General features: G+C 64.1%; 17 protein-coding genes. 15 read left to right on the forward strand and 2 right to left on the reverse strand.

Annotation, left to right across the window (positions count from 1 at the left end):
* Window positions 1-58: 58 nt before the first annotated feature.
* Both FHW79_RS26765 and FHW79_RS26770 read left to right on the forward strand, forming a co-directional pair.
* Window positions 59-349: a hypothetical protein gene (locus FHW79_RS26765; RefSeq protein ID WP_149650900.1), complete on the forward strand. Its 291-nt coding sequence runs from the start codon at window positions 59-61 to the stop codon at window positions 347-349.
* Between the two features lie 670 nt (window positions 350-1,019).
* Entirely contained in the window at window positions 1,020-2,279 is a 1,260-nt protein-coding gene (locus FHW79_RS26770; RefSeq protein WP_247884620.1) for an AAA family ATPase, read from the forward strand.
* A 192-nt stretch (window positions 2,280-2,471) separates the two neighbouring features.
* On the opposite strand, the gene FHW79_RS26775 is transcribed toward FHW79_RS26770, so the two are convergent.
* Window positions 2,472-2,858, reverse strand: coding sequence for a hypothetical protein (locus tag FHW79_RS26775; protein ID WP_183181727.1), 387 nt, complete (start codon window positions 2,856-2,858; stop codon window positions 2,472-2,474).
* Window positions 2,859-2,901: 43 nt separating this feature from the next.
* On the opposite strand from FHW79_RS26775, the gene FHW79_RS26780 reads away from it, so the two are divergent.
* The 4 genes from FHW79_RS26780 (at window position 2,902) to FHW79_RS26795 (ending at window position 5,414) form a co-directional block, all read left to right on the forward strand.
* Window positions 2,902-3,642, forward strand: a complete 741-nt coding sequence (locus FHW79_RS26780; protein WP_183181728.1) for a hypothetical protein — start codon at window positions 2,902-2,904, stop codon at window positions 3,640-3,642.
* Between the two features lie 5 nt (window positions 3,643-3,647).
* Window positions 3,648-4,058 carry a hypothetical protein gene (locus FHW79_RS26785; RefSeq protein WP_183181729.1) on the forward strand — a complete coding sequence of 137 codons (411 nt, stop codon included), beginning with the start codon at window positions 3,648-3,650 and terminating at the stop codon, window positions 4,056-4,058.
* On the forward strand, window positions 4,055-4,639 hold the full coding sequence (locus FHW79_RS26790; RefSeq protein WP_183181730.1) for a hypothetical protein: 585 nt from the start codon (window positions 4,055-4,057) through the stop codon (window positions 4,637-4,639). Before FHW79_RS26785 ends, FHW79_RS26790 begins: the two co-directional genes overlap by 4 nt.
* Window positions 4,640-4,730: 91 nt before the next feature.
* Window positions 4,731-5,414: a hypothetical protein gene (locus tag FHW79_RS26795; protein ID WP_183181731.1), complete on the forward strand. Its 684-nt coding sequence runs from the start codon at window positions 4,731-4,733 to the stop codon at window positions 5,412-5,414.
* Between the two features lie 10 nt (window positions 5,415-5,424).
* On the opposite strand, the gene FHW79_RS26800 is transcribed toward FHW79_RS26795, so the two are convergent.
* Complete coding sequence (locus tag FHW79_RS26800; protein ID WP_183181732.1) at window positions 5,425-5,736, reverse strand: hypothetical protein; 312 nt, start codon at window positions 5,734-5,736, stop codon at window positions 5,425-5,427.
* 95 nt (window positions 5,737-5,831) lie between these two features.
* Here FHW79_RS26800 and FHW79_RS26805 point away from each other — a divergent pair, with 95 nt between their 5' ends.
* The 9 genes from FHW79_RS26805 (at window position 5,832) to FHW79_RS26845 (ending at window position 17,042) form a co-directional block, all read left to right on the forward strand.
* Window positions 5,832-6,767 (forward strand): phosphoadenosine phosphosulfate reductase family protein, encoded by a 936-nt coding sequence (locus tag FHW79_RS26805; RefSeq protein WP_183181733.1) that lies wholly within the window; start codon window positions 5,832-5,834, stop codon window positions 6,765-6,767.
* 63 nt (window positions 6,768-6,830) lie between these two features.
* Entirely contained in the window at window positions 6,831-7,613 is a 783-nt protein-coding gene (locus tag FHW79_RS26810) for an XF1762 family protein (RefSeq protein WP_183181734.1), read from the forward strand.
* Window positions 7,614-7,863: 250 nt separating this feature from the next.
* Window positions 7,864-9,111: an IS4 family transposase gene (locus FHW79_RS26815; protein WP_183181735.1), complete on the forward strand. Its 1,248-nt coding sequence runs from the start codon at window positions 7,864-7,866 to the stop codon at window positions 9,109-9,111.
* Entirely contained in the window at window positions 9,098-9,514 is a 417-nt protein-coding gene (locus tag FHW79_RS26820) for a hypothetical protein (RefSeq protein ID WP_183181736.1), read from the forward strand. The genes FHW79_RS26815 and FHW79_RS26820 overlap by 14 nt, the downstream gene beginning before the upstream one ends.
* Window positions 9,515-10,021: 507 nt before the next feature.
* A complete protein-coding gene (locus FHW79_RS26825) occupies window positions 10,022-14,554 on the forward strand; it encodes a strawberry notch-like NTP hydrolase domain-containing protein (protein WP_183181737.1) in 4,533 nt (1,510 codons plus the stop codon).
* Window positions 14,555-14,757: 203 nt separating this feature from the next.
* Window positions 14,758-15,306 (forward strand): hypothetical protein, encoded by a 549-nt coding sequence (locus FHW79_RS26830; protein ID WP_183181738.1) that lies wholly within the window; start codon window positions 14,758-14,760, stop codon window positions 15,304-15,306.
* 175 nt (window positions 15,307-15,481) lie between these two features.
* Window positions 15,482-15,898, forward strand: a complete 417-nt coding sequence (locus FHW79_RS26835) for a hypothetical protein (protein ID WP_183181739.1) — start codon at window positions 15,482-15,484, stop codon at window positions 15,896-15,898.
* Between the two features lie 102 nt (window positions 15,899-16,000).
* Window positions 16,001-16,381, forward strand: a complete 381-nt coding sequence (locus FHW79_RS26840) for a hypothetical protein (protein WP_183181740.1) — start codon at window positions 16,001-16,003, stop codon at window positions 16,379-16,381.
* 487 nt (window positions 16,382-16,868) lie between these two features.
* Window positions 16,869-17,042, forward strand: coding sequence for a hypothetical protein (locus tag FHW79_RS26845; protein ID WP_183181741.1), 174 nt, complete (start codon window positions 16,869-16,871; stop codon window positions 17,040-17,042).
* Window positions 17,043-17,171: the final 129 nt, after the last annotated feature.

A 17,171-nucleotide genomic window follows, 5' to 3' on the forward strand; every position in this document is an offset into this window, starting at 1 on the left:
CTTCGCTCTGTCGGACGGCCTCCGCTCCGGGTATGCTCCCGGTGAGAGGTGAAGCCCGATGTCCTACCGTAACAACCGACGACGCAACAGCTTGGGCCTGCTGGCTGTGGCCATCTTCATATCGGCCCTGGCCGTGGCGAGCCAGGTGCTGGCGTGGTTGCACGCGGCGACGGTGATCGCGGGTGCGCTGATTGCGACGGCCCTGGTAGCGTGGCTTGGTCTGCGCTTTGCGGCTTTCTGGCACGACATTTGGACCACGCGCCGCGCCTTCAACCAGGCGGTGGACGAGGCCAACGCGCATCGCAACATGGAGCCGCTGTCTCACCTGAACACGGACACGCGCAGTTAGCTCTTACCTCATGGGCTGATGTGGCCATCCTGGTCGTCCAGTCACGGTGAAAGTGGTGGAGAGCAGCCTGTCGCGTAAGCTCGACGGCCTGGAGCCGCGGCTCACCCGTCACGGCTACAACGTGCGCTTCCTGGCCAACCAAGTCGGCGCCAAGCCGGCGGATCCGCCGGTTCTTGCGCGGGGGATTGGGTGGTGTCCGCGCGCAGGAACTGACCCAGCAGATGCGGGCAGCCGGGCTCCCGCTATAACGGGGGCTTGTCTCACGGATCGCGAGCCGACGCCCACAATCTCGGGTCGGCCCGCCAACGACCTCGGGCCGCTACACCTATCGACCGAGCGGCGGGGGTGGGTCGTTCTGTCCAGGCACCGTGGACTCTTCCCGCTCCGGCTGAGCCGGCGTGGCCCGTTCTGACGGCCGCAAGTCAGGCGGCGGGGAGGGCGTCATTAGGATAGCGAACGGCGCGCATCCCGCCAACGTCAGGTGGAAAAGGGCGGCCAAAGCCAGATATCTGCGCTTCATTGTCTAAGTGGGAATTCCGTCAAACACAGCGACATATTCTATCGTTTTACTCGGACGCAGAACAGTTTTTATTTTGCTGACTGCTTTCGCGTCTTGCAATAAAGCCCGTTACGGGCCAAAATTGCGCAAAGCCGTTATGGAGCTTCCCTCATGCTCTCCCTGGTAAAGCGAATGGCCGCCGCAATCGTCCCGCAGAACACCCACGACGACACCTCGCCCAGCGATGAGCAGTTCGCCGCGATCCGCACGATTGAAGACTGGTACAGCGACAGGCGCGCCCCTCAGGTTTTTTTCCTCGGCGGCGGCGCCGGCACTGGCAAGTCGTTCACCGCGAACAAGGTGATCGAACGGTTCAAGGAACGGAACAAGGTCAAGAAGGTCGTGTCCGGCGCCTACACCGGAAAGGGTGCGCACGTCCTGCGCAAGAAGGGTGTCAAGGACGCGATGACCATCCACCAGATGATCTACGAGCCACGCGAAGACGAAGAAACGGGACAAGTCCACTTTGTCTCACGCCTCGACGGTCCTGCCGCCGAGGCGGACCTGATCCTACTGGACGAATGTTCGATGATCGACGAGCGGCTGGCGAACGACATCCTGATGTTCGGGAAGAAGGTGCTGGTTCTGGGCGATCCCTATCAGCTTCCTCCAGTCCACGGCTCTGGCGCCTTCACAAAGAGCGCTCCGGACTTCCTGTTGCGCGAGATCCACCGACAGGCCAAGGAGAGTCCCATCGTCCGGCTGGCGACCATGATCCGCAATGGCGAGTTGCCGCGCCGTTTCGGATCGGCAGGCGCGGCGCACGTTCTCCCGCTCACCCCTCAGACCCAACGCCTCGTTGCCCGCCGTTCGACCCAGACGCTGTGCGGGGTTCACAAGGTTCGCTTCGCCTATACCAGTCGCCTGCGCGCCCTGCGCGGGTTCTCCGGTCCGATGCCGAAGCGGGGAGAGCCGATTCTCTGCTGCAAAAACAACAGCGACGCTGCGCTTTTCAACGGCATGATGGGCGTTATGACGGGGGACGCCGAGCTGGGTTTCGAAAGAGGGGAGCGCGTCTTCAATCTGTCTGTCCTGATTGAGGACGAGACGAAGAGACGGACGGGCCTGCCGACCTCGCCCTGGATGTTCCAACAACATTTCGACCAGAGTATCACCCGCCCCAAGGTCAGGAAGGGCATCGAAGAGTTTGATTTTGGCTACGTTCTTACTGTCCATAAAGCACAGGGCAGTGAATGGGATAGCGTGACGGTCATTGATGACTCGCGCGTCTTTCGCGACGACCGTTGGCGCTGGCTTTACACCGCCGTCACCCGCGCCAGCGAAGAACTGGTTTTGCTCCTGAGAGAAGACCTTGGCGGCAAATGGAATATGCCAGCGTTCGACGACTGCCCATTGCCGCTCGCCGCTTAATTCTCAACACCGCACATTGTCGAGTGTCGCAGTAAGACGAAGGAAATCGGGAGTTTTCTAATAGGCGCCGGGAGCCTTAATATCGTACAAGGCGCATTATTCTGTTGTCATAATGCACCCTGTACGATATTCTCTATGTGTTCCCCAAACACACCCGAGGCTCCAATGCGCATGTTCCACCCACCACCCGGATCACAGAACGACCTTTTCGGCCCGCAGCAGCCCCCGCTTTGGCAGACCACGAATGCCCGTTGGATCATTGAGGAAGGCGACCACAAGGGGCAGCGCTGCATTCTGAAAAGCAGCTTCGATAGCGAGCGCGGAGATCGGTTCGGTCGCGTCATCATCGAAGACACCCGCGAGGAGATCGTCCTTCCAGTGACGGATTTCCGGCTCCTGATGGATACGGTCGTTCCACCCGGCGTAGAGCCTTTCCGCGTGCGCCGTCCGCGCACCGCCATCGCCGATACGCCGGCTTATCAGCCGATCCAGCCAGTCGAGGCTCGCTCCCTGCACGCGGCCTAAGAAACCGTCGGCGGCGCTCCCTTCTTCGTTCGGGAGGCGCGCCGCGGTTTCCACACCGCACCCACAAGCCTATTCACACCTGGAAGGAACCTTCCTCATGTCTCACCGCAAGGGCGACCGTGTCAGCATGGTCCACCCCAAGAAGAAGACGACGGTTCACGCCGTCGTGTTCAAGGTCACCACCAAGGTTTCCGTCGCCACCGACGATCTGGAGGTCTTCACCGGCGGCCCAGCCGCATTCACCCCGTCCACCGCACCCGTTCCGGCCAAGCTGCGCGATTTCCTGGCGACCATGACGCTGGAGAAGGGCGCCCGCGTCGAATACGACCACGAGGGCGCGATGGCGTACGGCATGGTCAGCAAGGGCGGAGAGAACGTCGTCGTTATCCTGGACGGAGGGCGGCAGGAAAGCCGTGGCCCGGCCTACCTCTATCGCCGGTCCAACCAGCCCCTGCCGGTCGATCCACCGTCGGACATGGACAGGTGGGCCGTCACGAAATACCGCGAGGTCAAGGCGCTGAGCGAAGAGACGCCGTGCTTCACGGCGACGATCACCTATGACGGAAAGCCGGTCCTCCTCGTCGACAATCACGGCCAAGGCGCGCCCAATGCCTACAATTACCACCCGAAGGCTCCCAAGAGCACCAATTGGGAAGCGAAGCTGCTCAACGATGTGAAGGCCTGGGCCGAGCGGTTCGGCTGCGGCAACCCGGTTCCCGGCCCCATCGACGACTGGCTGGACTGGCACGTCAGGGAGCGCCCCTTCGCCGTCACCGCGTCCGCGCACTTCAAGAACTGGAACGCCATGACGGCCAGACTGCGCAAAGCGGAGGTCTGACCGCAATGCAGAGCCCGGCATCCCCTGTCTGGTACGTCCCCGGCGACGACATGCCGATGGTTGAGCCGACGGCGACACGCGCCATGTTGGGCCCATGGATCGCGGCCTCCGACACCCTCGTTGAGGGCCGCTGGCTCGTGGCTGTCGTCAGCACCCGACGTCGGGTGTTCGACGAGAAACTACGCCGGCGCGTCACACGGAGCTGGCGGATCGGCCACTTCCTCATCTGGCGCGACGGCGAAGCCGCGCCAACGCTGGACCTGACAACCTACCGCGACATCGTGCAGGAGGCTCGCGCCCACAGCGTCGACGAGATCGTGGTGCATGGGCGTCTCTGCTCGATCGGTGGAACGTCTATTCGCTTCGAGCAGTTCGGGGTGCGATCACAAGAACAGAATGTGGGGTTGGTTGGATGACCGGCTCCCGCTTTTGCCGCCATCAACCGGTTGAGGCCGTGGAGTACTGCTTCGACGGACGTTGCAAGGGGGGAAACTGCCTGGGGTATTGCACGAAGGATCGGAAGGCGCAGCGCGAGGAAGCGGCAAACTGGCTCAGGCAGGGTGCCAGCGTCGTCTGCACCTACGACAGCCGGATCATGGGCGACCATATGACTGGCCGCGTCGGGACGATCCGGCGACTCTGCGGGCCACCGTTCGATGACCACTGCTACGTCGACTTCCTGCCTATCGGGCGCGAACGGAAGCCGCGCGAGCGCATGATGCAGTTGAGCCGCCTGGAGCCGTTCGATCCGGAGGCGCCCTGGCGACCGGTGCTGGATGGCGAGCAACTCCGAACCCTGGCGGCGATCCAGGAGAATCCCTCCGTGCCGCTTGTCTGGGTGCAGGAGCGAAACAGCCGCTGGCGTCTGGCTCAAACCCTCGCGGCTTTGGGATTCGTACGGCGCCCGCCGGGAAAGAAGGCCTGGGAGGAGCCGTGGACACTTACCGAGCGAGGGCAGGGGGCCCTTGCTCTGCTGGCCCAACCGCCGTCGGCGTAGGCCTCGGTACGTCCACTGGCCTGCGTCCGCGTCATCACCCGCTCGCCGCCTTTCCCGCACCGTGAATCCGTCCGCGACACCGGAGCGCTCCATGACCGTCATCTTCCCTCTCCCGATCCTGTGCACCGCCGAGTTGGACGCCCTCATGGCGATCCATGCCGATCCCGCCTGCTCCATCGTCGGAAGGGGCACGGTGCCGACCGACCGCCTGCTGGAACTGCACAACGCCGGCGTCCTGGTGAAGCCCGCCTATTACGAGCGCGACGGCAAGCCGTGGCCGGTGTCGGCGCGGGGCTTGGCGGTCCTCCGCGCCGCTGGCCTGATCCCGGATGTGGATCCGATTGAGTGCGTAGCCGCCGTCCGGCAGGAGGGCGGTTATGCCGCCATGGAAGGGGCACCGGTTCAGCCCTGGCTCCCCACTCTCACCCGCTATCCCTACGCCATTTCGGTCAAGGGCGAGGTGCCGCTCACCCCTGGCTGGACCCATGTGTTCACCGGCCATGATGGGCCGGGAACCGATGACTGGTTCGTGCTGCTCCGGCTTCCGCCCAAGACACCGGGCACGCGGATACGCGTGATCCATAAGGAGCCGGAGTTCTCGCTATCCAGCACCGAGGGCATGACCGGAATCCTCACGACTTCGCCGCTGGCGGGCGAGTGCAAGAGCTGCGACTTCCCGAACAGCCCCTACTCGTGGTTCGCCCCGGACGAGGTGTGGAAGTCGTACTGGCACACTTGTGTGACCCGGCTCGACAAGGTGGAGCTACTGCCGTGAAGGTGGACATCTACCGCAACAACCATACCGGCCTTTGGTCGATCCGCGCCACAGAGGGGCGCGGAAGGGCAAGGTAATCGGGTCCTCCGACCAGCTGGAGGTGCGCGACTGCACCTTTCGTGTTTCGAAGAGGCGCCAGCAGGCGGTAATTCGCACCGGTCAGCGTGAAGTCCATGCGTGGGTGGCGGGCAACCCTCATCACCGATTCAGCGGTGCCGCCGGACAAAGCGATGGACTTTACATACAACCCGTTCTGCGCCCCGACCTTCACCCGTCTGTGCGACTGCGCGCTGATCTGGGCCGCGAGCACCTGCTGATTCATCGGCCGCCGCGCCACCGCGCTGCCCTAGCCGCCACCGTCCATCCCCGACACCGAGCGACCCAGCACGGGTGGCCGCAGCCGCCAGGACTCCAGCTATGACCGCCATCTGTCGGCCCACTGCCGCCTCTACCCTGCTTGATCTGCCGAACGTCATCGCCGAAGCGCTTGTCACTGGCGCGGCGCTGGCGCTGTCGATCAGCGGCGGGAAGGATTCGCAGGCGATGCTGAACCTGCTGACCCGGCATCCCCAGCGTTCCCTCTGGTCAGGGAAGATGTTGGCGCTCCACGCGGACCTCGGCCGCATGGAATGGCGAGAGACTGCGGCAACCGTCGAGCGCCAAGCGCACGACGCAGGATTGGAACTCGTCGTGGTCAGCAGGCCTAAGGGTGACCTGCTGGAGCGGATGAAATCGGAGATGCGGCGCACCGCTCCCGAAGGGAAACCCTTCTGGCCCACGGCTACGAAACGGTACTGCACCGCCGAGGCAAAGCGGGACCAGCTCGTGAAGGTTCACCGCCGGCTCGGTGGCGTCGTCATCGCCGCTCAGGGAATCCGGGCCGAGGAAAGCCCCAGGAGAGCCAAGGCCCAAGTGGTGACGGTCGAACGGCGCGCGACCTCCAAGCGCATCCGGGATCTATCCCCGGCCGAAGCCCTTGCAGAGCGCAAGCCGGAGGAGCGCCTGGTGCTCAACTGGCTCCCGATCTTCGGCGTCCTTATCGCCGACGTTTGGGCAGCCTGCGACACGAGCGTTTTTGAGCTGGAGCAGCGCCGCGCGCTTTACCGAGCCTACCGCGAGACGGGAGACGCCGCCCTGCTGGCTGCCGCGCTCGACGGGTGGACGGCGCACGCAGCATATGTCTTCGGCTCCAGCCGCCTGTCATGCGCCCTTTGTGTCCTGGCCTCCCGGCAGGATCTGGAAACCGGTGCGATCCACAACCCGGCCCTCTTCGCTGAACTTCTCGCGATGGAGCGAGAGTCCGGCTTCTCGTTCCAACCCAACCTTCGGCTGGCCGGTCTCACCGCCCGCTGACCCGCCGTCCATCCCCGACACCAAAGCACCGCCGCTCGGCCGCTGCCACACCCGGACTCTGCCATGAACATGCTGTCCAAGGCTGATCGCCAGCTCGCTATCGACTTCGACCGCGACTACACCATCCCGACGTGCGTCCATTGCGGGGAGCCGCAGGTTGTGGAGCTGGCGGAGATTTGGTCGGATCACTCGTTCATGATCTCGACCTGCTGCCATCTGCTCTATGAGGAGCTGGTTTATGAAATGCAGGACCCGGAATTCCGGACTGCCCTGCTGCGGAACCTGCAAGCGGCCGAGCACATGGGCGCGGAGCGGCTGCGCCGGGTGGCTGACCAGGACGGCCAGCTACTCCTTGATTGCGAATTGGAAGTCGCGCCTATCGCCTTTTCCAGGATGAAAGCCTTCGTCCAGCGCCACCACGATCACTGCCCGCCACCAGTCTGTTGGCGCTTCGGTGCTGGCGTTTGGAACGGGCACACGCTGGTGGGCGTCGTTTCCGTTGGACGCCCTGTGGCTAGGATGCTGCCGCAGGCCAGCTGGGTGGAGGTTAACCGGCTGTGCGTTGATCGGAACTTGCCGGAAACGCTCCGGTACAAGGCCTGCTCGACCCTTTACAACTGGGCGGCCTCTGAGGCTGCCCGCAGAGGGTTCGACCGCATAATTACCTACACCCTCTCGACGGAATCCGGCATGAGCCTCCGCTACGCCCGCTGGAAACCCGAGCATGTGACCCGACCGAAGAGCTGGAACAGCCGGAGCCGCCAGAGGACCGACAAGACACCCTTGGTGCCAAAGATCCGCTGGGGACGCGATCTCAAGCCGGCGCGTCCGGTGACGTCAATCTGAGGGCAGGGCGAATGCAAACTCCGCACGTCCGGCACGCCGCGGCCCTCCCTGCATCGAAGCGCCACCTCGGGAAGCCGGCCATGCCGGCTGCCCATCCTTCGTTAGGTACGGTCAGCCGAGGCGCGCGTCGCCAGGGCCAAATCGCGCTCAGCGCCCCAGCCGGCAGTACCAGCCCTAACATCAACACCGTGTCGTTAAGGTCCGATCCCCTGTTGAAGGTCATGGAGTGCGACCTTCGGAGGGCGGTTGGATGGCACGGACGGTGGCCGGCTTGCCGCGTGGAGCGCGGCTCAGCGATCACGTGACTCTTGGGGTTCTGACGACCACGGTGCCGGCGGCGCTGATCGACGCGGTTCTGGCCGACACCGAGCGGGGCAGCGTGCGCCAGCGCTCGCTGCCGGCTCGGCTGGTCGTCTACTACGTCATGGCCCTGGCGCTGTACGGGCAAGCTTCCTACGGCGAGGTGCTGCGCTGCCTGCTGGAGGGCGTGCGCTGGCTGTGCCGAGGTGGGGATGCCCTCGCGCTCGCCACCAAGTCCTCGATCACCAAGGCGCGCCGCCGCCTCGGCGTGGCGCCGCTGGCCGAGTTGTACCGGCGCGTCGCCCGGCCGCTCGCGCCAGCGGGCTTGCCCGGCGCCTTCTACCGTGGCCGGCGCCTGGTCAGCCTGGATGGCACCACCCTCGACCTGCCGGACACGCCCGAGATCGACACGCGCTTCGGTCGGCCGCCGGCGTCCCGGGGCGCGAGCGCCTTCCCGCAGCTGCGCCTGCTGGCGCTCGCCGAGACCGGCACCCATGCGGTCTTCGCCGCCGCGTTCGATGCCTACGCCGTGGCGGAGACGACGTTGGCCGGACGCCTGCTCGATCGGCTCAAGCCGGGCATGCTGTGCCTGGCCGACCGCGGCTTCGTCGGCTTCGAGCTGTGGCAGGCGGCCGGCGCCACGGGGGCCGACCTGCTGTGGCGGCTGCGCGCCAATCAGGTGTTCGCGTGCGAGACGGCGCTGCCGGACGGCTCCTACCTGAGCCGCTTGTACGCCTCGCCCGCGCAACGCCGCCGCCGCGAGGGCGGCGTTGTGGTGCGCATCATCGATTACCGGCTCGAGGGCGTGCCGGAGGCCGAGCCCGTGTACCGGCTCATCACCACGCTGCTCGATCCCACGACCGCCCCCGCCGGTGATCTGGCCGCGCTGTACCACGAGCGCTGGGAAGCGGAAGGCGTCTTCGCCGAAATCAAGGTGACGCTGCCCGGGCGGCGGCTGATGCTGCGCTCGCGCCGGGCCGACCTGGTCGAGCAAGAGGTGTACGGGCTGCTGCTCGTCCACTTCGCGCTGCGCCACCTGATGGTGCAGGCCAGCCAAGCCCTGGGAGCCGATGACGCCCGCGACCCGGACACGCTGTCCTTCCTGCACACGGTGCGCGTGGTGCGCCGCCATCTGCCGCTGCACGCGGCCTTTTCCCCCTCGGCGGCGCCGGCGGATGCTGGCGGTGATCTTGGTTGAGATCCGCGCCATGCCCGCCGACCGGAGCCGCGGGCGCCACAACCCACGCGCCGTCAAGCGCAAGATGAGCAACTTCCCGACCCGCAGCCGCACCGCCACAGGCGACCGCCGCCGCTGGTGCTACGAGGACCACATTCACGTCCTGCCGCCCGCCAGCCCGCCACCACCGGCTCCCACTTCCGGCACGCCCGAACCAGCTCCCGCCGCAACGCCGAAGTCCAAGGCGGAGCAGCCCGCGCCGCCGGATTACCGCCAACTGGTCACGGCGTGGCGCGCCAGCGGCCTGTCGCGAGCCGACTACTGCCGCCAGCACGGGCTCAACCAGAACGCCTTCAATCATTGGGTCGCCCGCCTGCGCCCCAGCATCCGGCCCAAGTGCCGCAACGCTCAAGGTGTCCCTTAACGACACGGTGTTGGCCCTAACATTCAATCGGAAGCTCTCGCACATCCGGAACGCCTGCCGTCGATGCAGCAGAGATGCCGCGTTGTTTCATAAGGCGTCCCTCCTCCAGCGTTTCCTCACGCCGAGGGTGAGCGCGGTGGCGCGGCCTGTCCAGAGCGATAGAGTAGAGTGCATGATCTGCACCTAAGCTGACGCAGTTTGTTCCTTGCGGCTGGCGGCAGCAAGTCCCAGCACCGGGTGATAGGGGGTTATTCGCTAAGAGTTGATTGTCGGTAAGCCAGCGTCCAACTAGGACAGCAAACAATAAATGGACATACGTCTTAGTCCGACCTTGAACATGTCATGATGATTCCGTCTATTTCGCAGCTGGACATTAAATATCAATCATGTCCCGCAGAGAAAATGCGTATCGCGCGCTGAGTTGCGCATCTTTTTAGCTTGTCGTCATGCGCCCTGTACGATATTAAGGTGGTGTGTTCCCTCGCACACCGCCTACAGAGGCCCCGCATGCAATCCGCCCCCAACTTTTCGTCTGTGATGCACCGTTACCGTTCCAGCGTCGGCGCCGCCGTTCAGGCCGGCACGCTGCCTCGTGGTTTCGGCATCGAGGTTCGCTGCACGCCCGCCGGCATGTTCACAGCGCTCAACATCGAGGTCATTCGGTGTGAGGTTCTTGTTGTGGACCCCGCACACGCCGCCTCGCCTATGCCGGTGCTGAACATCGCTGGCGAATACCTGCGTAAGGTGCTGCTCAAGCTGGCGAACGAGAACGCCGGTGTCGTGGGCGTGGTGAAGTACCGCCGTGATCTTCTGGCGCAACAGGCTGCCACGGTGCGGACGTTGGACGCCTCGGCGCTCGCCGCGATAACGTGGAATCCTCCGGCCAACGATAGCGCTCCGAAAGAGGCTCCAGCGCCCGCGTCGGCGGCTTCCGATGAAACGATGGTGAGCGGCTATGCGCTGCTCGCCGATCGCCTCCTGGAACGGATCATCGCCGGTTCCGCCATGTCGTCGGCGGAGCTGTTCAAGCTGGCCGACGATGCGTTCGGCGGCACCATGGGCGCGGGCGCTTACGTCGCCAAGGATGCCTATGAGGCGGCGGAACTGGCGGTGAACCGCCACATCCGGGCCAACTCTGCCGTCTGGACGCTGGACGTTGACGCGGACAACGCCGTTCGCATCGCGTCGGAGATCGAGGCGACGGCGGCGCTGCTCCCCACCCAGACCCGCCGCGATGGGGAAATGCTGGCGCTGCAACAGTTCTCGACGCCTCCGGCCTACGCCTACGCTATGGCTTGGGCCGCGGGCGTGACCGCGACCGACGTTGTGTTTGAGCCCAGCGCCGGGAACGGCGGACTGGCGGTGCACGCCTCCAACGCCGGGGCCAAGGTTCACGTCAACGAAATCGCCAACCGTCGCAAGCTGGTCCTGCGGGCGCTCGGCTACGAACCCACCGGAGAGAACGCCGAACAGGTCCACAACATCTTTGCGGGCAAGCTGACGCCGACCGTGGTTTTGATGAATCCGCCGTTCAGCCGGTCGATCCGCACAGGCGACAAAAAGGACCTATCCGTGGCCGGCGAACACGTCGAGGCCGCGCTAAAGCTGCTCCCGGAAGGTGGGCGCCTTATCTGCGTCACCGGCAAGAGCACTGGGGCCACCGGCAGCCGGGGCTCCTGGATCACGCGCATCCGTTCCAAGTACGCGGTGCGGGCCAACCTGCTTGTGGGGGGCGCGCTCTACAAGGCCCATGGGACCAGTATCGAAACCCGTGTCGTGGTAATCGACAAGGTTCCGGCGAACAACACTGCCCCTGTCATTGGGCATGCCGACACCCTTGAACAGCTTGTCCGGCTTCTAGCCCCGGTACGCCGCACGTCCAAGGTGGACGATGACGGCGACGGCGCGGACAGCCGTTTTGCAGCTTACCGTCCGGCACGCCTGGACACCGTCAAGCTGGGCCTGCCCACGCCGGCGCCGCATCCCGGAAAGCTCGTGGAAAGCTGGGCCATGTCGGCGGTCACGCCGCCGGAAATCTGGTACATCCCGAGCTTCCCACAGGAAGTGATCGTAGAAGGCCGCATTTCAGCCGCGCAACTTGAAACCGTCTGCTATGCCGGTCAGGCGCACGCCCAATGGCTGGAAGCAAATACCAACGGCGTACCGTGGCGGCGCGCGTACTACATCGGTGATGGAACCGGCGTGGGAAAAGGCCGCGAGATTTCGGCCATCATCCTTGACAACTGGCATAAGGGTATTCAAAAGCACGTCTGGCTGACTAAGGACAGCACAAAGCTTTTGAAAGCGGCGAAGCGTGACTTTAAGTCTGTTGGCGGCGATCCGGCCCTAGTCTTTCCGCTGCGCGCCACTCCGGCGGGTGAGCCGGTGAAGAATCCGCATGGCGTTATGCTCGTCTCCTTCGGTGAGCTGCGGTCGAACCGGCCCGGCAAGTCCCGTATTCAGCAAATCAATGATTGGCTCGGGAGCGACTTCGAAGGCGTTCTAGCAATGGACGAGGCGCACAAGATGGGCAACGCCATGGAAGAAAAGGGCGAAAGGGGCCGCACCAAAGCGTCGCAAACGGCAATGTCGGGCATCGAAATCCAGAAATTGCTCCCAAAGGCGCGTGTCGTTTATGTCTCGGCCACGGCGGCATCCGAAGTGCGGAACTTTTGCTTCGCTGATCGCCTTGGCATCTATGGGCCGGGCACGCCGTTCCCCACCAAAGAGGCTTTCGTGTCCCGGATCGAGGCCGGCGGCGTCGCCTCGATGGAAATCGTGGCGCGTGACTTGAAGGCTATGGGCTTGTTCTCGGCCCGCTCGCTATCGTACGCCGACGTCAAGTTTGAACGGTTGGTGCACGAGTTGGCTCCGGCCCAGTTGGAGACCTACGACACCCTGGCTGAGGCTTGGCAAGTCGTGCTTTCCAACCTGGATGCCGCCATGGAATCGGCGGGCTCCAAGTCCGACGCTGGCGCTCGCAGTGCCGCTCTGTCCGCATTCTGGGGAGCCAATCAGCGTTTCTGGAACCAAGTCCTGACATCCATGCAGCTTCCGACGGCTCTCCGGGAAATGGACCGCGACATTGCCGCCGGTCATGCCGTGGTTGTCCAGTTGGTCAACACCCTGGAAGCCCAGCAAGAGCGCGCCCTGTCGAAGGAGGGTGCGATGGAAGCTCTGGACGATCTGGACCTGACGCCTCGCGATATTCTGATGCAGTTTTTGGAAGGGTCGTTTCCTGTCCACGCCTACGAGGAATACACCGACGAAGAGGGCAACACGCGGACCCGTCCCGTGCGCGATGCCGCGGGGAACCGCGTCGTCTGCGCCGAAGCGGTCAAGATGCGGGACGACATGCTGGCTCGCGTCGGCTGCCTCAAGGTGCCGCATGGCCCGCTGGAAGCGATCATCGACCATTTCGGCGTGGAGACCGTGGCCGAGATTACGGGGCGCTCGCGCCGGGTCGTCACGCTGCCGGATCAGGAGACCGGCTTGCCGATGCGCCAGATCCAAACCCGGAGCGAAGGCGCCCGCCTTGCGGACATGGAAGCGTTTGCCGACGACAAGAAACGCGTTCTCGTATTCAGCAATGCAGCCAATACGGGAGTTGATTTTCATGCCAGCAATCAAGTAAAAAACCGCCGCCTCCGTCGTCATTACGTGCTTCAAGCCGGTTGGAATGCGAAGGAATGCACCCAAGCTCTGGGCCGAACGCATCGCTCCGATCAGGCTCAAGCTCCGGAATACATCCTAGTCACGACCAATCTGCGTGGACAGCTGCGCTTTATCACGTCCATTGCCCGCCGTTTGGGAGCACTGGGCGCTCTCACGAAGGGACAGCGGGATACCGGCAGCCAAGGACTGATGTCGGAGCGGGACAACCTGGAAGGCGAATACGGCACGGCGGCGGTCAATCAGATCATCCATGAACTGCACTTCGACGGCACGGTTGCCGGGCTCACCATGGTTGAGTTTGAGCACAAGCTGGGGCTGCGGGTCACGGACAAGGAAGGAAACCTGACCCGCAACAGCTTCCCCCCGGTGCGCCAATTCCTCAACCGCATCCTGGCCTTGAAGGTGGCCGACCAGAACGCGCTTTTCGATGAATTTCAAGATCGGCTGGACGAACACATTCAAGCGGCGATTGACGCGGGGGTCTATAATCAAGGAGTTGAGGAATATCGGGCGGATCGTATCGAAGTCGTGAGCCCGCCGCGCACCGTGTATGTCGAGCCGTCGTCTGGGGCGGAAACCTACTACGTCCACCTCCGGGCATGGCACCGCCGCACGCCCCGTTCCTTCCATGCCGTTGCCGACGGACGCATGGGCGGCAAGAAGCGCGAGGTAACCGGCTTCGTCCGCGAGATCGCCACGGGGGCGGTGTTCGCGGTCGCCACGGCTCGCGCCCGGACGGACGAGGCGGGAACGGTCATTCCGCAAGTCCGGCTGATCGGCCCGTATGCGGAGCGCTTCGAGGAAGCCAGCAACGTGTCGTCTGCTAAGACCTTCTCTATCCTGTCCACCAGCGAGGCCGAAATTCTGTGGCTTGAACAGGCACGGGCAACGAAGGAACTCCAAGCGTACGATTTGAACCTCATTTGTGGCGTTCTGCTTCCTGTCTGGGACCGTCTGGATGCCGGTGGCCGGGTCTATCGCGTGATCGACGAAACCGGAGCTCAGTACCTCGGTCGCCTGATTCATCCGGGCCGCGTGCGTTCCACCCTGGCGAAACTCGGGGCCGATCTGAACCAACCCTGGACGCCGGAAGAAGCCATCGACGCGGTTCTTACCGATGTGCGGCTAGATCTGGTGAACGGCTGGAAGCTCAAGCGCGCCCGGGTCAATGCCGAGTACCGGATCGAAGTCGTCGGCTTCCTGCCGTCGGATATCAAGCGTCTGATCGATCTTGGCTGCCGGCGTGAAATCGTCCAGTACGCGACCCGGATTTTTGTTCCGACCGGCGATGCGTCGGTTATGACCACACTGCTCCGGGCGGCCCCTGTGGCGGAAGACGAGGCCGACGAAGCGCAGGCGGCCTAAGCCAGGGGAGCGGGGCCTGTCCGGCACTCCGGGCAGGTCCCTCGGGCTCCGGGATGGGGCAGGGGAGGGAAACCCACGCAACCCCATTCTGCCGCCCCCTTCCTTGAATGCCGCGGTCGAACGCCGGTGCGAGTGAAGGAGAGAGGGGCAGGGTCGCTGACCAGCGATGGGCCCCCTCCCCTGGATAGGAAAGGACATGGAACATGGTGACGAACAATGGCCTGGGGCAGGCCAGCGGGGCGGAGTTGCAGGCTTTGCGCCAGGCACTTGGAATCGAGTCACAGCTTGGCATCGCGGCGCTGCTGCATTTCCTTGGTGGGGTTCCGGTGGCGCTGTCCACGATCAGCCGTCAGGAAAGGCTTGCCGCCGCGTCGTCAACGGAGCTGGTTGCCTTTCTGCGCCTTCTCTTCCTGGTCAGGCCCCAGCCTCCAACGGAGGGGTCGAAATCAACCGAGTCGCCGCCCCCGAACCTTAATCGCTTCCTCGATTACCGGCTGGGAGCGTCCCGGTCGAACGCCGACGCTTGGACCATCGAACAGGCGTCGGCGGATTGGCGTGAACTCCTGCTGACCCACCTGCGCGGGGGACGTCCTCTGCCAGTGGAGCTGCTGGAGGGCCAGGACGATCGCGACTTCATCCTGCGGCTCGTCCAGGCTGCGCCCGGTGTCGCGGCACAACATCTCCTCCGGCTGGGCTACGGGCCAGAGACGGCTTCGCGCCCCGAGACTGAACCGTGCTCAATAGAACGCTGACGTGTCCACTGTGCTGACGTCCGTACCGCACCTAAGACGCGCTGGGCAGCCACCTGGGAAACGTGCACCGGGCCGACTCAACCGCCGTTACGACGGTGCTCACCCCTAATGCCGTGCCCAACCAATCGTCCACCCGCGCGCCATCGTGGCGCATGAGCAACAAGGAGACCTCTCATTGTCCACCCTAAACGCCGAAAACGTTGAGAGCCCGTTCGAAGACGATCTGGCCGCTCTGCTGGCCACATTCTCCGGATACGGCAGCTTTGTGCATGAATTGGTTGGGGATGCAGGTGGGCGGCTCTGGGCTGGCGCCGAGCGCCCTGGGCCGGAGAAGCTATTCGCCTTCGAGGTGCACAATGCAGCGGGAGACCGCTGGCTCGCCCTGCTTGTCTGGAAGGACCAAGCCGACGGCGGCCTCACCGGTGCCCTGGTGCGCTCCGCCGACGTGCCGATTCAATACGAGGACGAGGCAGTGACGCTGGGCCAGCTGGCCGTCCGACATCGCCTGTCCATGACGACGCGGCCACAGTGGGATGACGTCCTCGATCTTGCCGATGAGCTGATCGCGCCGCCGGACGCCAAGAGCCCCTAAACAGTGACGGATCGGAAAGGCGATGATTTCCGCTGCCTTTCTCCGGCGCGCGGGCCGGGCCTTCTGCCGTATCGTCGTGGCTCGACACTCGGGAGCGCGCCGATGAAGAAAGGCTTCGCCAGCCCAATCAGCGAAGAACACGCCCGCGGCCAAGTCACAGCGCTCCTCAAGGGGACCTTCCACCGCGAGCGCCCCGCCGACGCCGAGCTGGTCCAGTACCTGTCGGCCGAGATCGCTGGGTCGATCTGGTGCCAGTTTGGGATCGGAGCCTTTCAGTGGGAGGCAAAGCACCTGCGCTGGTTCTTGCGCGATGGGACGGCAGAATTGAGCTTGGAGGACCGGCACACGTACTACCTGACCGTCGAGCGGGTGTCTCAGGCCCTCGGCAAATGGGAGCGCTGGGAAGACGGGCTTGCCTCGGGACCTTGGGCAGTTCCGCCGGCGGCACTTGTCCAGCCTGCCAAAGCGCAACCAGCCGCATAGAGTTTCACGCCAACCTCCCTGAACTTGGGCCGCTGCCACCACACAGCGGCCAATTTTTTTGCACTGGACCGCATGCCGTGTAATAATGACCAATCTCATGGAAGCATAGTTTAAGAGTTTTGGTATTTTCCATAAGTGAACTTATGTGATTCTCATGCTCATCGGAAAGGTTGTGAGTTTCGCGAACTCAATCACCATCGCCTTCGGTCCGCCAGTTGCGGGTTAGACGCTCAAATCAGCCAGCTTTTTCATCGGAACAGACAGCGGCCCACTGGTTGTCATCCTTATGTCGGCGGGTATCGTTTCGTTTTTCATGCCGGACATCTCGGGCTTTGTCGTCAAGCGAGTTCCAATGAGGCTCAGCTACGGGCCCGAGCGCCGCGGCGATGGCACATGATTCGCAATCTTGCAGGTCCCTTCGACCTCGCGCACCGACAAGCCCTCTTGGGGAAACTGCGTCAGCCGAGCTACGGAGGACAAGGTGCGGATGGCGCTCGTCCCGACGGTTATCACCCCGGCGCTCCTCGCGTGGGTCGGCCGCAACGCCGGCATCATGGAGCAGGCCGATACCGACACTTCACGCTTTGAAGCGCCCCGCCTGAATGGTGTGTTGTCCGACGCAGAACACATCCCTATCAGAGTTTCCCACCCTGCCCGCTGAGCGCATGATCCACGCAACCAGGTGCGACGCCCGTTCCCTCTCGCTAAGCGGAACTCCTCCCCTGCCGGCCGGATCCAGATCGCCGCCGGCATGTCGGCGAGCGGAACTCGCCCAGGGCGGCCGCGGCGG

Source organism: Azospirillum sp. OGB3 (assembly GCF_014192915.1).
In the GTDB taxonomy this organism is placed as follows: domain Bacteria; phylum Pseudomonadota; class Alphaproteobacteria; order Azospirillales; family Azospirillaceae; genus Azospirillum.

Bases quoted from the DNA above. Each gene is read 5' to 3' on its own strand.
- FHW79_RS26765 (WP_149650900.1), top strand. From the start codon at position 59: ATGTCCTACCGTAACAACCGACGACGCAACAGCTTGGGCCTGCTGGCT.
- FHW79_RS26770 (WP_247884620.1), top strand. From the start codon at position 1,020: ATGCTCTCCCTGGTAAAGCGAATGGCCGCCGCAATCGTCCCGCAGAAC.
- FHW79_RS26780 (WP_183181728.1), top strand. From the start codon at position 2,902: ATGTCTCACCGCAAGGGCGACCGTGTCAGCATGGTCCACCCCAAGAAG.
- FHW79_RS26785 (WP_183181729.1), top strand. From the start codon at position 3,648: ATGCAGAGCCCGGCATCCCCTGTCTGGTACGTCCCCGGCGACGACATG.
- FHW79_RS26790 (WP_183181730.1), top strand. From the start codon at position 4,055: ATGACCGGCTCCCGCTTTTGCCGCCATCAACCGGTTGAGGCCGTGGAG.
- FHW79_RS26795 (WP_183181731.1), top strand. From the start codon at position 4,731: ATGACCGTCATCTTCCCTCTCCCGATCCTGTGCACCGCCGAGTTGGAC.
- FHW79_RS26800 (WP_183181732.1), bottom strand. From the start codon at position 5,736: ATGAATCAGCAGGTGCTCGCGGCCCAGATCAGCGCGCAGTCGCACAGA.
- FHW79_RS26805 (WP_183181733.1), top strand. From the start codon at position 5,832: ATGACCGCCATCTGTCGGCCCACTGCCGCCTCTACCCTGCTTGATCTG.
- FHW79_RS26810 (WP_183181734.1), top strand. From the start codon at position 6,831: ATGAACATGCTGTCCAAGGCTGATCGCCAGCTCGCTATCGACTTCGAC.
- FHW79_RS26815 (WP_183181735.1), top strand. From the start codon at position 7,864: ATGGCACGGACGGTGGCCGGCTTGCCGCGTGGAGCGCGGCTCAGCGAT.
- FHW79_RS26825 (WP_183181737.1), top strand. From the start codon at position 10,022: ATGCAATCCGCCCCCAACTTTTCGTCTGTGATGCACCGTTACCGTTCC.
- FHW79_RS26830 (WP_183181738.1), top strand. From the start codon at position 14,758: ATGGTGACGAACAATGGCCTGGGGCAGGCCAGCGGGGCGGAGTTGCAG.
- FHW79_RS26840 (WP_183181740.1), top strand. From the start codon at position 16,001: ATGAAGAAAGGCTTCGCCAGCCCAATCAGCGAAGAACACGCCCGCGGC.
- FHW79_RS26845 (WP_183181741.1), top strand. From the start codon at position 16,869: ATGGCGCTCGTCCCGACGGTTATCACCCCGGCGCTCCTCGCGTGGGTC.